Here is a 16,281-nt window from a genome sequence, read left to right on the forward strand (position 1 = left end):
GAGAGGGGACAGAACGGCGGCCAGGGCAAGGCGTGGGTTTTCTCCCTCGTCTCCTGGAGATAGAGTCGAGGGAGAGGAGTGAATCAGTAGCGATATAGGCTGGTTTTTCTCCCTCGCCCCTTTGGGGAGAGGGCTGGGGTGAGGGGGAATATCAGCGAGCCTTCGCTAAATACTGTGCCATCTCAGCTTCAGGAACCATACCGCCCCCGGTGGCCCAGACCAGGTGCGTCGCGTTATTAAGCTGTCGGGCGCTGAAACCCTGCAGCTCGTGGTAAGAAGTCGTGGCACAAACTCGCTGCGGCCCGGCCATTCCGGCCAGGGCCGAAGGCTCCAGACGAATATTTTCTTCTTCTGCCAGCCAGCCGAGCATGTTGTACAGCGTTTGATCGTCCACGGTATAGAAGCCGTCCAGCAGCCTTTGCATCGCTCTGCCGACAAAGCCGGAAGCCCGTCCCACGGCCAGGCCGTCGGCGGCGGTCAGGTTATCGATGCCGATATCCTGCACGGAAAGCGCATCATGCAGGCCGGTGTAAACGCCTAACAGCATGCAGGGGGAGTGAGTGGGCTCGGCAAAAATACAGTGAACGTGATCGCCGAAGGCCAGCTTCAGCCCAAATGCTACGCCACCGGGGCCGCCGCCGACGCCGCAGGGCAGGTAGACGAACAAAGGATGCTGCTCATCAACGGTAATAGCCTGCCGTGAGAATTGGTCTTTCAGCCGTTGCCCGGCGACGGCGTAACCCAGGAACAGCGTGCGGGAGTTTTCATCATCGATAAAGAAACAGTTGGCGTCCGCCTCGGCGGCTTTTCGCCCCTGCTCAACGGCGACGCCGTAATCTTCCGCATATTCAACCACCTCAACGCCGTGGCTGCGCAGTTTGGCTTTTTTCCATTCGCGGGCGTCGGCGGACATATGCACCGTGACGCGGAAGCCGATTCGGGCGCTGATGATACCAATCGACAGCCCCAGGTTGCCGGTAGAGCCAACGGCAATACTGTAGCGGCTGAAAAACTCACGTAATTCAGGGGACAGCAGCTGGCTGTAGTCATCTTCAAGGCTAAGCAACCCGGCCTCGATAGCCAGTTTCTCCGCGTGAGTCAGGACTTCATAAATGCCCCCGCGAGCCTTAATCGAGCCGGAAATAGGAAGGTGACTGTCTTTTTTCAGCCACAGCTTGCCGCAGACTGTCTGCCCATTTTCTTTTTCCAGCCGCTTTTGCATCGCCGGAATTGCGGCCAGCTCTGACTCGATAATACCGCCGGTTGCTGCGGTTTCCGGGAAGGCTTTCGCCAGATATGGCGCAAAGCGAGCCAGCCGGGCATGCGCTTCTTTCACGTCCTGCTCTGTCAGGCCAACATGCGGCAAGCCTTCGGCAAGGGAGGTTGCTCCTGGGTTAAACCAGGTCGTTTCGTTCAGGGCGGTAAGCTCGCTGAGCAGCGGGAATTTTTCGGTTAATGCGTTTAATTCTGTCGATTTCATAACGAGCCTCCTGGCGCTCAGATGATAAAGGAAAGCAGGAATGTGCCAGCCAGTGCAACTAAAGAAGCGATGAATGTCGCCGTGGTGTAGTACTTAAAGGTTTCATGGAGCGTGGCGCCGCAGTATTGCTTCACCAGCCAGAACAGCGAGTCGGTCACAATGGTGCAGCCGATAGCGCCGGAGCCAATCGCGAGCGTAACAATCTCGGGGCTAACGTTGGGATAGAGCGGCAGCAGCGGGGCAACGATAGCCGTGGCACCCATCATCGCCACGGTCGCGGAGCCGACGGCGGCGTGAAGAATAAGGGCAACCAGCCAGGCCAGCAGGATCGGGTGCATATGCAGGCTGGAAAGGCTCAGCGCGAGGCTGTCTGCCATGCCGCTGGCCTTGAGGATGGCGTTAAACGCGCCGCCGGCCCCGATGATCATCAGGATATTAGCAATGGAGCCAAAGCCGGTCTCGGTGTGGTTCAGCAGCGTAGCAATACCCATGTTCTGGCGCAGGCCCAGCAGATAATAGGCCACGAAAACGGCGATAAACATCGCGGTAATTGGGTTGCCGATGAACTCCAGCGCGGTATACGTCGTGCTGCCCGGCGTCATGTTCAGTTCCGCGAGCGTCTTCGCCAGCATCAGGAAAATAGGCAGCAGCACGGTAAACAGCGTGGCGCTCAAAGACGGCAGAGAAGCCGCGTCTCGCGTTTGCAGATCCGAAAATTCGGCGGGAACGGATTTAAAAGGCAGGCGATTGCCCAGGCACTTCAGGAAAAGTGGGCCACCCACCAGAGACGCCAGTAGGCCAACCGCCAGGCCATACACAATCACGGTGCCTACGTCGGCGCCGAGCTTATTGGTCACGAACAGCGCCGCCGGGTGGGGTGGCACCACGCAGTGAACCGCCATCAGCGCGGTACACAGCGGGATTGCCAGCTTCAGCAGCGAAGTGTGGGTCTTTTTGGCGATGGAAAACGCCAATGGGATCAGCAGCACCACGCCAACCTCAACGAACAGCGTAATGCCACAAATCAGCCCGACCAGCACCATAATCACGTCGGCGGAGAGCCAGCGGCAGCGCTGCAGCGCCAGGCCAATACGCTCGGCGGCACCGGAAACTTCCATCATTTTTCCCAAAATGGTGCCTAGTCCGATGACCGCGGCTAAAAAGCCCAGCGTGCCGCCGATGCCGCTTTCCACCGCGTTAACCATCTCCAGCGGGCCCATGCCCATCATCACGCCGACGAAAAAGCTCGCCAGCAGCAGCGCGAGGAAAGGATGAAGCTTCAGTTTTACGATGGTCAGCACGATTAAAATTATGCTGGCAAGCAGCGTACCCACCACCCAGATTTGCGATCCCATTGGTTATCCTCCTGTGCATCATTGCGGGCTATTGGATAAAAATGCGCCTGGGCTGACAAACGATAAAACTGATCTTTCACATGAGCCAGATTGAATCAGGAGAGTGATTTGCGTCGAAATAAGGCGATGAATTGTGTTTCAGGTTCGGTTTTATTCAACTAAATGCTGCTGGTTAGCCGTGGATTTTTTAAACTGGGCAGCTGGAATTGAGAAGGAGGTCACGATGGAAACGTCACGCGAAGGGCGCAATCGGTTATTAAACGGCTGGCAGCTGTCGAAGCTGTACACCTTTGAGGTGGCGGCGCGCCATCAATCTTTTGCGCTGGCGGCGGATGAACTGTCGCTGAGCCCCAGCGCCGTTAGCCACCGGATAAACCAGCTGGAAGAGGAGCTGGGGATCCAGCTTTTTGTTCGCTCGCACCGTAAAGTGGAGCTGACGCATGAAGGCAAGCGGGTGTTCTGGGCGCTGAAATCGTCTCTGGATACGCTGAATCAGGAGATTCTGGATATCAAAAATCAGGAACTCTCCGGCACGCTGACCGTGTACTCAAGGCCGTCGATTGCCCAGTGCTGGCTGGTGCCCGCGCTGGGAGATTTTACCCAGCGCTACCCTTCTATTTCGTTAACCATTCTGACCGGGAACGACAACCTGAATTTACAGCGTGCAGGCATCGATCTGGCGCTCTATTTTGACGATGCGCCGTCCTCGCAGCTGAGCCACCATTTCCTGATGGACGAGGCGATTCTGCCGGTTTGCAGCCCGGAATATGCCCGCCGCTTTGAGCTTCATTCGCGGCCTTCTCAGCTGCGCCACTGCACTTTGCTGCACGACCGGCAGGCGTGGAGCAATGATTCCGGCACCGACGAGTGGTACAGCTGGGCGCAGCAGTTTGGCATTGAGCTGCCCGCTTCGACCGGTATTGGTTTCGATCGCTCTGACCTGGCGGTGATTGCCGCGATGAACCACGTTGGCGTGGCGATGGGGCGAAAAAGGCTGGTGCAGAAGCGGCTGGAGCGGGGCGAACTCATCGCCCCTTTTGGGGATAAAACGTTGAAATGCCATCAGCATTACTACATTTCGACCCTTGCTGGCCGACAATGGCCGAAGATTGACGCTTTTATCAGCTGGCTTAAAGCCCTGGCCGAAGAGGCAAAATAACTTACACCGTCTCGCTGTGATGCTGGAATCGCTGCGCCAGCGGCAGCCAGCAGCACAGGATCAGCACGCCCATCGCCGTCATCAGCATTCCGATGCTGTATTGCCCGGTTTGCGGCATCAGCGCGGAGAACCAGGCCATCACGCCGGAGCCGATATTTTGCAGGCCACCAACCAGCGCGCCTGCGGTACCGGCGAGGAACGGGAACGGCTCCATCGCGCCGCTGGTCGCCAGCGGGAACAGCATGCCTGCGCCGAAGAAGAACAGCGCTGCAGGCACCAGCAACGTCCAGATATTCATGATGCCGAACCAGCCAGGGATCCACATCAAAATACCGGCGAGCAGGCAACTCAATACCGCCTGCCACATCAGGCTGGGGAAGCGCACGTTCTGGCGGCCCGCATACCAGGAGCCAAAAAATGCCGCCGGTATAGGCAGAATAAACAGGATGCTGACCACCACGCCGCTCAGGCCAAGCACGCCACCCATCAGCACGCCGGAGCAGGCTTCAAACACCGCCACGCCCGCCAGCCCGCCGACTAACATCAGCAAATAGCAGTTAAAGGAGATATTGCCGAGCAGCATTTTGTAGCTGCGCATCAGGCGCGGCGGCGCGGCGTCCGCCGGGCGGGTTTCCGGCAGCCAGCGCCACATAGAAAACGCCACAATGGCGCACAGCAGCAGCAGGAAACCGTAGCAGGCGCGCCAGCCCCAGACGCTGTCCAGCATCCCGCCGATAACCGGTGCCAGCAGCGGGCTCACCAGAATACCCATGTTCAGCAGGCTATTGGCCTGACGTAAATCGCCGCCTTCGTAAAGGTCGCGCGGCATGGTTCTCGCCATCACCCCGGCCACGCCGGTGCCCATCCCCTGCAGGGCGCTCGCCAGCACCAGAATATGCAAATTAGTGGTAAACATCGCGCCGAGCGTGGCCAGCATGAAAATCACCATGCCGGCGAGGATCACCGGGCGGCGGCCAATGCGGTCGGAAAGCGGGCCATAAAACAGCTGCGACACGCCGTAGGTAAACAAATAGGCCGCCATCACGCGCTGAATTGCGCCGCTGCGTACGCCCATTTCATGAGCCATATCGGGAATCGAAGGAATATAAATCGTCTGTGTCATCTGCCCGACAGCAACCAGCAGAATCAACATCATCAGCAGGTGGATATTGGCTAACTTTCTCATGGCGTTCGATCGTTTATCTGAAAAGAGAGAGATGCTTCGCAGCGTATTTTGCTGTGTATGTTTTGAAAACGAGAAGAATCTATCACAACCTTGGCAATAAGCCAGATGATGAGGCTGTTTTAACAACAGATTTACGTGTTGCCTTGTAAAGCGAAAGCGGCAATTTTTATTGCCACCGAACGCCCTTTTTTGCCCCGCAACGGTGCAATCTTCGTTAACCCTCAGGGAATTACATTTGTTTACAGGTTAAATACAAATGCGTATATTTCTCATCCGCATTTAATCGTGCGCGTCTTTATAAAAATCAAAAAAGTGCCGGCACCGGAAAACGCCGCCGCACCATAAAAATTCAAAATGAGGGTTTAACATGGCATTTGTTAACTTCTCCAGGGAACGGTTCACGTTACGGGCAGGCGGCCCATCACTGCTGGCGGCGGCCGTTGCGCTGGCGCTGCTTCCCCCTGCGCAGGCGGAAGACACCATCACGGTGAACACTCAGGCGGATAATCCGCTGGCAGGGCAGGCGCAGGATTACAGCGTCAAAACCACCACCACCGGCACCAAACTGCTGCTGGTCCCGCGCGATATTCCTCAGTCCGTCAGCGTCATCAGCCAGCAGCGCATGCAGGATCAAAACCTGCAAACCATCGGCGACGTGCTGGATAACACCACCGGCATCAGCACTAAGCTGGTGGACAGCAGCCGCGCGACTTACTTCGCGCGTGGCTTCTTCATCAGCAACTATGCCTACGACGACATGCCCACTCAGGTTAGCGACGTCTGGGACTTCGGCGACACCGGCTCGGATGCCGCCGTATACGAAAATATCGAAGTGGTACGCGGCGCGGCCGGGCTGATGAGCGGCAGCGGCAATCCATCGGCGTACATCAATATGGTGCGCAAGCACGCCGACAGCCGTGAGTTTAAAGGCAACGTTTCCGCCAGTTACGGGAGCTGGGGCAAGCAGCGCTATGTGGCGGATCTCTCCGCGCCGCTGAGCGAGTCCGGCAACGTGCGGGGCCGCGTGATCACCGGCTACCAGGACAATGACACCTGGCTGGACAAAAGCCATTTCCGCAAGAAATTCATCTATGGCGTGGTGGATGCCGATTTGACCGACTCCACCACGCTTTCCGTCGGCTACGACTACCAGGAAAGTAACGACGACAGCCCGACCTGGGGCGGCCTGCCAACCTGGTATGCCGACGGCAGCCGCACGCACTTCAGCCGCAGCGCCACCACCGCGCCGGACTGGGCTTACTCCAACAAAGACGCCACCAAAGTGTTCGCCAATCTGGTCCAGCGCTTTGATAACGGCTGGGAGGCGCGCATCAACACGCTGCACGCCGAAACCAACTTCGACTCTAAGCTGATGTACGTGACCGGCTTCCCGGATAAAGTGACCGGCGCTGGCACCAGCGCTTACGGCGGCTGGAACCGGGGCGAACGTAAGCAGGATTCGGTGGATGCGTTTGTGCGCGGGGGCTTCGACCTGCTTGGCCGCCAGCATGAGCTGATGTTTGGCGGTAGCTACAGCCGCCAGCGCAATCACTATGATAACGCCATGCCGAACACCGGATTGCCTTACGGCGGCATCGCGATGGACAGCTTCTACAGCAACGTAGCGGACCCGAGCTGGTCTGCCTTCTCGCTGTACAGCAAAGACGTGGTGCGCCAGCAGGCTGCCTACACCGCAGCGCGTTTCTCGCTGGCCGACCCGCTGCACCTGATCGTGGGCGCCCGCTACACCGAATGGGATGCGGACTACAATCCGTCCACCGCCCCGCAAACCAGCCTGAGCAGCAAAAAACATGACGTGACGCCGTACGCGGGCCTGGTTTACGACATCAACGACACCTGGTCGGCCTACACCAGCTACACTTCCATCTTCCAGCCAACCGACAAGCGCGACGTTAACGGCGATTATCTCGACCCTACCACCGGGAAGAGCTACGAAGCGGGCGTGAAGGCGGACTGGTTTAACACGCGCCTGACCACCTCGCTGGCGGTGTTCCGCATCGAGCAGGATAAAGTTGCTCAGTCGCTCGGCACGCCGGTTAACGGCAACCCTGGCGAAACGGCGTATAAATCCGTGGACGGCACCGTGAGCCGTGGCGTGGAGTTCGAGCTGAACGGCGCGCTGACCGATAACTGGCAGCTCACCTTTGGCGCTTCCCGCTATGTGGCGGACGACAGTAACGGTGAGGCGGTGAACCCTGACCAGCCGCGCACCACCTTGAAGCTGTTTACCCGTTATCAGCTGCCGATGCTGCCGGAAGTGACCGTGGGCGGCGGCGTGAACTGGCAGGGTAAAACCTGGCAGGATGCCTACGGCCCGAACGGAAATACGCGTATTAAACAGGGCAGCTACGCGCTGGTGGATCTCTTCACCCGCTACCAGGTGACGAAAAACTTCGCCGTACAGGGCAACATCAACAACCTGTTCGACAAAGAATATGAATCCTGGCTGTCCGATTATGTGGTTTACGGCGCGCCGCGCAGCTTCTCACTGACGGCAATCTACAGCTTCTAAGCGTTACAGGGAGGTCAGTGACCTCCCTGACTTCTTTCCCGCGCCAGGGCCAGGAAGGCGGCAAGCCCGGCGGAAGGATGCCGCCTGCCGGAATAGTAAAGGCAAAGCCCCGGAAAGGGCGGCGTCCACGCTTCCAGCAGGTGAACCAGCTTGCCGGCGCGGATTTCGTCGGCGACGTTTTGCTCCATGAAAAAGCCAATCCCCATTCCTTCCAGCACCGCCTCCCGCGCCAGCGAGGCTTCGTCCAGCGTCAGCGGGCCGCGCACATCAATTGCCGCGACTTCGCCCTGTTTTTCCAGATGCCAGCGATAGAGGGAACCGTCCGGCAGCCTGACGCGAATACAGGCGTGAGCCAGCAGATCGCCCGGCGTTAGCGGCGTGCCGTGCTCCGCCAGATAAGCCGGGGATGCAACGACGGCGAAGCGCTGCGGCTGCCCAAGCGAAAGTGCAATCATATCGGCAGGCACCAGCCCGGCCACGCGCACGCCAAGGTCGAAACCTTCCGCAACGATATCAACCAGTTTTCCTTCGGTGACGATATCCACCTGCATATCCGGATAGCGGCGTAAAAATTCAAAAACCAGCGACGAAAGCACCTGGCGAGCGGCAAAAGGCGGCGCGTTGATGCGCAGCACGCCGGACGGCGTATCGCGGTGCGCCCGCACGCTCTCCAGGGCGTCGTTCAGCCCCTGAAGGGACGGGCTGACTCTCTCGATAAACAGCCTCCCGGCCTCCGTCAGCGACACGCTGCGGGTGGTGCGGTTGAACAGGCGCACGCCAAGCTCGGCCTCAAATTTTGCCAGCGTATGGCTGAGCGCCGTGGTTGAAACGCCCAGATCGATAGCTGCCGCACGGAAAGATCCCCGGCGGGCGATCGCCTGCACGGCTTCGATATCGCCGAGGGCTATGCGCGACATTGTCCCGATTCCTTCATCATTTCATCCCGGTTTGTCCCAATTGTTTAAATTATACCGCGTTCTTAGAGTAGAGATACGGCAGGTAAATCGACTTTCTGGAGAACGTAAAATGACTGACTTTTTGACGCTGAAGGGCAAGAGAGCGCTGGTGACGTCCGGCACGAAGGGCGCTGGCGCGGCGACCGTAGCGCTGTTCCGCGAGCTGGGCGCGCAGGTGATGACCGTGGCCCGCCATGCGCCTGAAAACGTTGGTGATGAAGAGTTTGTGGCGGCGGATCTCGCCACGCGTGAGGGCTGCGAGCAGCTGGTAAAAGCCGTGCAGGCGCGGCTCGGCGGCGTGGATATCATCGTGCATATGCTCGGCGGCTCATCCTCCCCGGCCGGAGGTTACGCGGCGCTGGACGAAGAACAGTGGCAGCGCGAGCTGGCGCTTAACCTTTTCCCGGCGGTGCGGCTGGACAGGGCGCTGCTACCGGGCATGACGGCGCAGGGGGCAGGCGTGATTATCCACGTCTCTTCCATTCAGCGGATTTTACCGCTGCCGGAGGCCACCACGGCCTATGCGGCGGCTAAAGCGGCGCTTTCCGCCTACAGCAAAAGCCTGTCGAAAGAGGTGTCCCCGCAGGGCGTGCGGGTGCTGCGTGTGGCGCCGGGCTGGATTGAAACCGAGGCTTCTGTTCGCCTGGCGGAGCGGCTGGCGCTGCAGGCGGGCACGGATTATGAAGGTGGCAAGCAGATCATTATGGATTCTCTGGGTGGAATTCCGCTTGGCCGCCCGGCAAAACCAGAAGAAGTGGCGAACCTGATCGCCTTCCTGGCCTCAGACCGTGCCGCCGCGATCACCGGCACGGAGTACATCATTGACGGCGGGACGGTGCCAACCGTTTAGAAATGTACCGGCTGGCCAAAGCCGTCGCCGCTGTCGGTGCTGTTATCCCGGCGCCCTCTGGCTTCCAGCTGGTCGGCGCGGATCCTGTCGCGGATGTCCTGGCGCTGTTCCGGGGTGAGGTAGCGGCTGTTGTAGTAAGGGTCGGGCCACGGCGAGCGCATAAAGCTGTCGTCCAGCCGCTGCCTGTCCTGGCGATCCATCCCTGAATTGTCCGATGATGAGCAGGCCGCAAGCAGCAGCGGAGCCAGCAGTACAAGCGCATATTTATAGGCCATTTTTCTTCCTGAAGTGGCAAGTAATAAAAGTGAGGCAGTATCGCGCATCAACATATTGATGCGCTTTATCTGTCGCCAATATTGCGCAGCTTATCACGAAATAGTGAGCCGCTCAGAATGCTGATAACGCCTGCGAACAGGTCATGCCGTGCTGATTAAGCGCCTTATTCGCTTCGCAAAAGAGCACGTTTCGGGTAGTTCAGGAAACGTTTGAACACACTCTTTCACCCCCGGGATTCATTTGGCGGTTAATCTTGATCCAGAGCAGTTCTTAACCTGACCTGATTCTGGAGAAAGCATGATCAAGCCTCGTTTGTTTATCCCGGCCTTAAGCCTCCTGCTGCTGAGCGTTGGCGCAGTGGCGGCGGACAATGTTATTACCCCGGTGCGCGGCACCATTGACTCGGTCAATGATTCCTCACTGCAAATCACCACCCGGCAGGGCGAAAAGCTCTCCGTTGGCCTGACGGATAAGACCCGAATCAACGGCGTGAGCGAAGCGAAGATGAGCGACATCAAACCCGACAGCTTTATCGGCACCGCCGCCGTACCGCAGGCGGACGGCACGCTGAAGGCGCTGGAGGTGCACGTTTTTGCGCCGAGCCTGCGCGGCTCCGGGGAAGGGTTTAATCCATTTGAGTCCGCCAACGGCCAGGTTAACACCATGACCAACGGCACCGTCGGCACCCTCGTAAATAGCCACGGGCGCACCATGACGGTGAAATTCCACGGCCAGCAGAAAACCGTACAGGTGCCGGACGACGTGCCGGTGGTGCTGATCAGCCCTGCCGACAAATCCGTGCTGAAGCCTGGCGCGAAAGTGGTGCTGTTTGCCACCAAAGACGACAAAGGCCAGGCCGTCGCGCGCGGGATTTCCGCCGGGGTTAACGGGCTGACGCCACCGATGTAATTTGTGGCGATTCTCAGAACAACGGCGATGCTTGTTTGCAGCTATACAGGCCGAATCGCTGAACCGTATTTTCCCCTCTCCCTTTTAGGGAGAGGGCAGGGTGAGGGTCTGGTGAAGATTATTTCCGGCCTGGCTATCGATCATTGCCAGACCTGAATCTGTTCGAACAAAGCGGGGCGCTTTTAAATCCTCTACTAGCGCATTAGTCATCTCGAATAACAGGCCGGTAATATCAAAGAAAAATGAATTATTAATGTTCATCATCTTTTATTCATTTTGTCGGAAATGGTTTTTCGTTTAATCTCATAAGATAACTCAATAGCCAGTACTCTTCTGAGGCATAAAATGAAGAAATAAATTCCATATATAAAAGGGATGACTGATATAAAATAGAACGCGTTCTGCTTTTTAATTACTGCTAATATATTTTTTTGATCCTCTATGCTAGAATAACTACTACATAACATATCAATAGTTTCTATTTTTAACCTGCTCTTAGTCGAGAAACTATTACGATCAAATTTTTTATTATTACAGTCTTTTGTTGATAGTGACCAGTTTTCCCACTGAAGTTGCCTTAGGCTGATATTTGGGAAATAGTTTGTAGTTTGATTTTTACCTACCCATATCCATGGTTCATTATTATCTATTCTGACTAGTGCAGCTGGTTTTATAGCAATAGTGAGTGCTGCCAATGATAGATATATAAAGAAAAATGAACATATAAATATGAAAAAAGTGGTTTTTCTTCGGGGAGTCAATAATTCTAAGGTTGATATATTATACCATCCTTTTGCTCTGGATACTTTAGTGATATCGATTTTATTAATAGTTGCCCATGTTATAAATCTTTTTATTTCTATTTTATTTTTAGCATTGACATTGAAGAGCATGTTAAAGTGCTCAATATCACTTCTGTCAGTCCAAAAAGAGTTTAATTTTTTATCGGTAAATGAAGAGGTTCCAAGGAAGAAATGCCAAAATCTGTTTACAATGCTATATCCAGAGCCTGCACGGAAGCTAATATAAGAAAAAATAAATAACAATATTAATAACCAGAATACACTATTAATTATAGTGTCATACTTCACGATTAGAGCCGCAACACTTTCCATGAGATAAGCAATCCAATCAACAACAGATATATAACTATATATTATTATTGAAGTAGAAACTTGGCGGAAAGTCACAGGAGTCGAACCTGCCCGGCGCCGCTGGCGGCACCAACTGGAGTTGAAGTCCAGCCGCCTCACCGGAGACGACGACCTTCCGCGCCTTCATTGCTACATGGAGGCGGGGCGCAGTATACCGGGTTTCCTGCTGCTACCCAATGGGTCAGTAAGAATATATCCTGCGCCTAAAGTGAAATTATTCACCAAATCAATCTAACGGCCCATAAGCTGCTCGTTCCGGCAGGGTTTGCCGGGCTTCATTCTGCACAACCTGCGTCAAAAATACGCCTGGCAAACATGGGCGCGGGCAACGGCTATTCAGCCAAAAAAGAACCACGCCGTTTTTATCAGCCCGTTTTCTACTTCGAAAACCGCCATGCTTTCAATGGGTTCATCGCTCAGGCCGTGGATCTTCTCGTGGTCGAACACCTTGTTGCCCAGCGCGGTGCGGGAAATGATTTCTGCTCTCAAGGCTGGGTTATTGAAGCGGTGCTCTTTATAGAAGGCATAAAGTGCTTCGCGTCCTTCCAAAGAAGGCGTAGTGGCTGGCGGGCGGTAAGCGATGAAGTCTTCGCTAAAGCAGGCGGCAAAGGCCTCGAGATCGTGGGCGTTGTACGCCTCATACTGGCGGATGACGGGTTCAGTGACTGACATAAAGAATATCCTGATCAGAGAAAGTGGTGGGCTGCCAAAGTGTGGTTGTTGTGTGCGAGGACAGAGTCTCTTGCCGGATGGAAAATGTCTAATGAAAGGATGGGGCAGATTGTGCGGTGGCTCGGTCAGTGGCTGAGACACCATTCGCTGTTGCAAAGTTGCTTCGCGGGGTCTCGTAAATTTCTCTTCTTATTCAATGTATTAATTCATTTTTCATTATTAAGATGTATTCTTTGTGAGCACTAATTGATCTTATTATGCTCAATCATGATATACATGGATGATATATGGCTACCGTTTTTGGAGAAGGTATGGGGCGAATTCTTCTGGATCTATCGGATGAAGCGATCAGGCAACTTGATGGACTAAAGCAAAAGCGCAATTTGCCCAGGGCCGAGCTTCTAAGAGAGGCCGTTGATCAGTACCTGGCTCGGCAGCAGTCCGATATCAAAGATGCATTTGGGCTTTGGGGAGAGAGTACCCCCGATGGGCTGGAGTATGAGAGAAAGCTGCGTGAGGAGTGGTAATGGAAAAGCAATCTTCTGTCTTTGATACCAATGTATTAATCGATTTCCTGAGTGGCCGGCATGAGGCTCAAGAAATGATGGAGAAGTACAACGTCGGACGTTCAATAAGCGTTGTTACGTGGATGGAGGTGATGGTTGGAGTGAGGGATAGTCGGCAGGAAGCCCAGACTCGACAGTTTCTCTCTCATTTTGATGTATTGCCTGTTACTCAATCTGTCTCGGAAAGGGCGGTTGAACTCAGAAGGCAATATAAGATGAAACTTCCTGACGCGATCATTCTGGCCTCTACTCATGTTGCTCAAAAAACACTGCTTACTCGTAATACTAAGGACTTTAAAGATATTCCAGGCGTGATTGTGCCTTACTCACTCTCATAGCGTACTTCTGCCAGCTCCCAGTCTCCCTTCGCAATACACATTAACACCCGGTTGCATTTCATCCAGCTACAATCCGGCGTCTAAAACAATAAAGGGTTGGCAAAAGTGAAAAAACTGTTCGGGATGATGTTGGTGGGTGTGGTTGCTCTGTCGGCGGTGGCCTGCTCCAGCAGCTACGTGATGTCGACTAAAACGGGCGAAATGATCGTGACCAAAGGCAAGCCGGAGCTCGATAAGCAGACGGGGCTGACGCGTTATTACGACGCACAGGGCGTGGAGCATCAGATCCAAAACGATCAGGTTGTGCAGATGATTAAGCGCGGGTGATCGTAGGGAAAGAAATGACCGGCCAGTAAATTCTGGCCGGTAGAGCCGACTTATTCCCCTTCGCCAGGGAATAAGAACGGATTGATGCTGCTGCGGGCGAAGCCTTCCTGCTCCATGCGGGCGTCAAGCACCAGCGAGGCCAGGTCGTCGGCGACGGCTTCCACTTTCGGGTCCTTTTCCTGATAGAGAATTTTCAGGTAGGTGCCGCAGTCGCCGCAGCTTTCGGCTTTAATCGCCGCCTGTTCGCTGTCCAGCGACCAGTAGTTTAAGTCGCGGGTCTGCTCGCAGTTGCTGCACTTCACGCGCACCACATGCCACTCGGTTTCGCACAGGTTGCAGTGCAGATAACGCAGGCCGTTGGTGGTGCCGATGTGCACCATGCTGGCGACCGGGATCGAGCCGCAAACCGGGCAGAACTGGCGCTGTTCGCCGTACTCTGCTTTGGCTTTGCCTGGGATAAGCGTCGCCATTTGCGCCCAGTAGAGCGACAGCGCGGCCCAGATAAACGGCGCTTTGTCACTGCTGACGAGCGAAAAATCAGCGTTGAACAGCGCGGTGGCCATCTCTTCCAGCTCCTGTGAAGAAGCTTTTTCAAGATTTTCAATCACCGCTAACGCCGGGCCGTCCATTTCTGGCTTCAGCTCGGCAATCAGCGACTGCAGCAGGCGCTGCCAGTGCGGGTCGCGCGGCAGGACGTGAATGTCCAACGGCGGTTTGCCGGTTTTGGCGGCTTCGGCAATCAGGGCGGTTAAATCCATCTCCAGCGGGTGGTCGTATAGCACCACTTCCTGGGCGTGGGCGATCAGCGCGGCAAAGCGCAGATAGTCGCCCAGCGGGTTGCTGGCAGCCAGCTCGCGCAGGCGTTCAGCGCGGCGGTTGTAGAGATTTTTGAGCCTGGGGAATAATAACGGCGGAATCACTTCCGCCGTGCGTTTCTCGCTCTTCTCCAGCTGATCTTGCGGGATTATGCGAATACTCATTCAGATGACTTTTCCTGTTTCTGGCGGACTTCGCGGTACCATTTCGGGTGATGTTTCTTCGCCCACGTCGTGGTAACCCAGCCCTCCACCATCGCGGTGATGGTGCCTTTTACCCAAAGGGCGGCGTAAATATGCACCATAATAACCACAATTAACGCTACCGCGGCAAATGAATGCAGCATTAACGCAAATCGAATAACCGGAATAGGGAAGACTGGCGCAAAGTAAGGACGCCAGATAATCACGCCGCTCGCCAGCAACAGCACCAGGAAAATAATCGCCGCCCAGAACACGCATTTCTGGCCGAAGTTATAGCGCCCGGTGTCTCCCACTTCCTCGTTGACGACGATCTTACGAATATTCTTCGCCCAAAAGATATCATCCCGATTGATTAGGTTGTGGTGCCAGTAACGGAAAAACATGATTATGAAGGAGGCGAACATCACCACCCCAACGAACGGGTGGAGAATGCGCGCCAGCTGCGGCGTGCCGAGAATGCCCATCAGCCAGTTGAAGGACGGGAAGAAAAAGCCCAGTCCGCTCACCGCCGCCAGCACGAAGCAGAAGGCGGTGATCCAGTGGTTGATGCGCTCAGGCGCGCTGTAGCGCTGAATGGTCGGTTGCTTTTTCATTTACGCACCTCGTCGTCGTCATGGTGCAGATTATCGTCCTCTTCATCGGCACGGTTCGGGCCGACCCCAACGTAGTGGAAGACGCTGGCGGCGAAGGTGGCCGCAAAGCCGATCGCGGCCAGCGGTTTCCAGACGCCTTTCCAGAACTTCACGGTTGGGCTGATGGACGGGTTCTCCGGCAGGCCGTGATACAGCGTCGGCTTGTCCGCATGATGCAGCACGTACATGACGTGCGTCCCGCCAACGCCGGCCGGATCGTACAACCCTGCGTTGTCGTAACCACGGGTTTTCAGCTCCGTCACGCGCTCACCGGCGAGGGTTTTCATGTCCTCTTTCGAGCCGAAATGAATCGCCCCGGTCGGGCAGGTCTTCACGCATGCCGGCTCCTGGCCCACGGTGACGCGGTCTACGCACAGGGTGCATTTGTAGACGCGGTTGTCTTCCGGGTTCAGGCGCGGCACGTCGAACGGGCAGCCGGCGATGCAGTAGCCGCAGCCGATGCACTGCTCAGACTGGAAGTCGACGATGCCGTTGGCATACTGAATAATAGCCCCTTCCGACGGGCACGCCTTCAGGCAGCCCGGGTCCGCACAGTGCATACAGCCATCTTTGCGGATCAGCCATTCCAGTTTGTCGTTCTGCTCCACTTCCGAGAAGCGCATCACCGTCCATGATTTGGCGGTCAGGTCCGCCGGGTTGTCGTACACCCCGACGTTGTGCCCCACTTCATCGCGGATGTCGTTCCACTCTGAGCACGCCACCTGGCAGGCCTTACAGCCGATGCAGGTGGTGACGTCGATAAGCTTGGCGACCTCTTGCTGGTGATCCCGCGCCTGAGGCGCGGGCGTGAAGCCGTTAGTAGCGGAACGACGGATAATGTCCTGAGATTGATAAGCCATAATTCGTCT

General features: G+C 55.8%; 18 protein-coding genes and 1 tRNA gene. 7 read left to right on the forward strand and 12 right to left on the reverse strand.

The window, feature by feature from the left end; genetic code table 11:
- Positions 1–151: 151 nt before the first annotated feature.
- Both dsdA and dsdX read right to left on the reverse strand, forming a co-directional pair.
- Positions 152–1,480: a D-serine ammonia-lyase gene (dsdA, locus tag ACE38U_RS16450; RefSeq protein ID WP_375530147.1), complete on the reverse strand. Its 1,329-nt coding sequence runs from the start codon at positions 1,478–1,480 to the stop codon at positions 152–154.
- Positions 1,481–1,497: 17 nt separating this feature from the next.
- Entirely contained in the window at positions 1,498–2,835 is a 1,338-nt protein-coding gene (gene dsdX, locus ACE38U_RS16455) for a D-serine transporter DsdX (protein ID WP_038477655.1), read from the reverse strand.
- Between the two features lie 223 nt (positions 2,836–3,058).
- Between dsdX and dsdC the strand changes: the two genes are divergently transcribed.
- Positions 3,059–3,994, forward strand: a complete 936-nt coding sequence (gene dsdC / locus ACE38U_RS16460; RefSeq protein WP_038477658.1) for a DNA-binding transcriptional regulator DsdC — start codon at positions 3,059–3,061, stop codon at positions 3,992–3,994.
- Position 3,995: 1 nt separating this feature from the next.
- Here the strand turns inward: dsdC and emrD are convergent, their stop codons facing one another.
- A complete protein-coding gene (gene emrD / locus ACE38U_RS16465; RefSeq protein WP_038477662.1) occupies positions 3,996–5,180 on the reverse strand; it encodes a multidrug efflux MFS transporter EmrD in 1,185 nt (394 codons plus the stop codon).
- A 367-nt stretch (positions 5,181–5,547) separates the two neighbouring features.
- Between emrD and fhuE the strand changes: the two genes are divergently transcribed.
- On the forward strand, positions 5,548–7,713 hold the full coding sequence (fhuE, locus tag ACE38U_RS16470; RefSeq protein WP_038477667.1) for a ferric-rhodotorulic acid/ferric-coprogen receptor FhuE: 2,166 nt from the start codon (positions 5,548–5,550) through the stop codon (positions 7,711–7,713).
- 14 nt (positions 7,714–7,727) lie between these two features.
- Here the strand turns inward: fhuE and ACE38U_RS16475 are convergent, their stop codons facing one another.
- Positions 7,728–8,630: a LysR family transcriptional regulator gene (locus ACE38U_RS16475; protein ID WP_375530148.1), complete on the reverse strand. Its 903-nt coding sequence runs from the start codon at positions 8,628–8,630 to the stop codon at positions 7,728–7,730.
- A 109-nt stretch (positions 8,631–8,739) separates the two neighbouring features.
- Here ACE38U_RS16475 and ACE38U_RS16480 point away from each other — a divergent pair, with 109 nt between their 5' ends.
- Positions 8,740–9,519 (forward strand): SDR family oxidoreductase, encoded by a 780-nt coding sequence (locus ACE38U_RS16480; protein WP_375530149.1) that lies wholly within the window; start codon positions 8,740–8,742, stop codon positions 9,517–9,519.
- On the opposite strand, the gene ACE38U_RS16485 is transcribed toward ACE38U_RS16480, so the two are convergent.
- The gene (locus ACE38U_RS16485) at positions 9,516–9,794 is read right to left on the reverse strand and encodes a hypothetical protein (RefSeq protein ID WP_038477676.1); all 279 of its coding nucleotides are present in this window, start codon (positions 9,792–9,794) and stop codon (positions 9,516–9,518) included. The genes ACE38U_RS16480 and ACE38U_RS16485 overlap by 4 nt on opposite strands.
- 298 nt (positions 9,795–10,092) lie before the next feature.
- Between ACE38U_RS16485 and ACE38U_RS16490 the strand changes: the two genes are divergently transcribed.
- Positions 10,093–10,704: a hypothetical protein gene (locus tag ACE38U_RS16490; RefSeq protein ID WP_176981256.1), complete on the forward strand. Its 612-nt coding sequence runs from the start codon at positions 10,093–10,095 to the stop codon at positions 10,702–10,704.
- Between the two features lie 84 nt (positions 10,705–10,788).
- Here the strand turns inward: ACE38U_RS16490 and ACE38U_RS16495 are convergent, their stop codons facing one another.
- The 4 genes from ACE38U_RS16495 to ACE38U_RS16510 all read right to left on the reverse strand — a co-directional run bounded on the left by ACE38U_RS16495 (position 10,789) and on the right by ACE38U_RS16510 (position 12,530).
- On the reverse strand, positions 10,789–10,968 hold the full coding sequence (locus ACE38U_RS16495; RefSeq protein ID WP_375530150.1) for a hypothetical protein: 180 nt from the start codon (positions 10,966–10,968) through the stop codon (positions 10,789–10,791).
- A complete protein-coding gene (locus tag ACE38U_RS16500; protein WP_375530151.1) occupies positions 10,965–11,894 on the reverse strand; it encodes a DUF6216 family protein in 930 nt (309 codons plus the stop codon). The genes ACE38U_RS16495 and ACE38U_RS16500 overlap by 4 nt, the downstream gene beginning before the upstream one ends.
- Positions 11,881–11,975: transfer RNA gene (locus ACE38U_RS16505), tRNA-Sec, on the reverse strand. The genes ACE38U_RS16500 and ACE38U_RS16505 overlap by 14 nt, the downstream gene beginning before the upstream one ends.
- Positions 11,976–12,194: 219 nt before the next feature.
- Entirely contained in the window at positions 12,195–12,530 is a 336-nt protein-coding gene (locus tag ACE38U_RS16510; RefSeq protein ID WP_375530152.1) for a nuclear transport factor 2 family protein, read from the reverse strand.
- 287 nt (positions 12,531–12,817) lie between these two features.
- Here ACE38U_RS16510 and ACE38U_RS16515 point away from each other — a divergent pair, with 287 nt between their 5' ends.
- The 3 genes from ACE38U_RS16515 (at position 12,818) to ACE38U_RS16525 (ending at position 13,761) form a co-directional block, all read left to right on the forward strand.
- Entirely contained in the window at positions 12,818–13,057 is a 240-nt protein-coding gene (locus ACE38U_RS16515; RefSeq protein ID WP_154187428.1) for a ribbon-helix-helix domain-containing protein, read from the forward strand.
- A complete protein-coding gene (locus tag ACE38U_RS16520; RefSeq protein ID WP_176981254.1) occupies positions 13,057–13,434 on the forward strand; it encodes a type II toxin-antitoxin system VapC family toxin in 378 nt (125 codons plus the stop codon). The genes ACE38U_RS16515 and ACE38U_RS16520 overlap by 1 nt, the downstream gene beginning before the upstream one ends.
- Positions 13,435–13,539: 105 nt before the next feature.
- A complete protein-coding gene (locus ACE38U_RS16525; protein ID WP_375530153.1) occupies positions 13,540–13,761 on the forward strand; it encodes a YgdI/YgdR family lipoprotein in 222 nt (73 codons plus the stop codon).
- Between the two features lie 50 nt (positions 13,762–13,811).
- Here ACE38U_RS16525 and fdhE read toward each other — a convergent pair whose 3' ends face one another.
- The 3 genes from fdhE to fdxH are packed head-to-tail and all read right to left on the reverse strand — an operon-like array spanning position 13,812 to position 16,272.
- The gene (gene fdhE / locus ACE38U_RS16530; RefSeq protein ID WP_038477694.1) at positions 13,812–14,741 is read right to left on the reverse strand and encodes a formate dehydrogenase accessory protein FdhE; all 930 of its coding nucleotides are present in this window, start codon (positions 14,739–14,741) and stop codon (positions 13,812–13,814) included.
- A complete protein-coding gene (gene fdoI, locus ACE38U_RS16535) occupies positions 14,738–15,373 on the reverse strand; it encodes a formate dehydrogenase cytochrome b556 subunit (protein WP_038477697.1) in 636 nt (211 codons plus the stop codon). The genes fdhE and fdoI overlap by 4 nt, the downstream gene beginning before the upstream one ends.
- Entirely contained in the window at positions 15,370–16,272 is a 903-nt protein-coding gene (gene fdxH, locus ACE38U_RS16540) for a formate dehydrogenase subunit beta (RefSeq protein WP_038477700.1), read from the reverse strand. Before fdxH ends, fdoI begins: the two co-directional genes overlap by 4 nt.
- Between the last annotated feature and the right edge of the window lie 9 nt (positions 16,273–16,281).

This window comes from Cedecea selenatireducens (assembly GCF_042138895.1).
Lineage (GTDB): Bacteria > Pseudomonadota > Gammaproteobacteria > Enterobacterales > Enterobacteriaceae > Cedecea > Cedecea selenatireducens.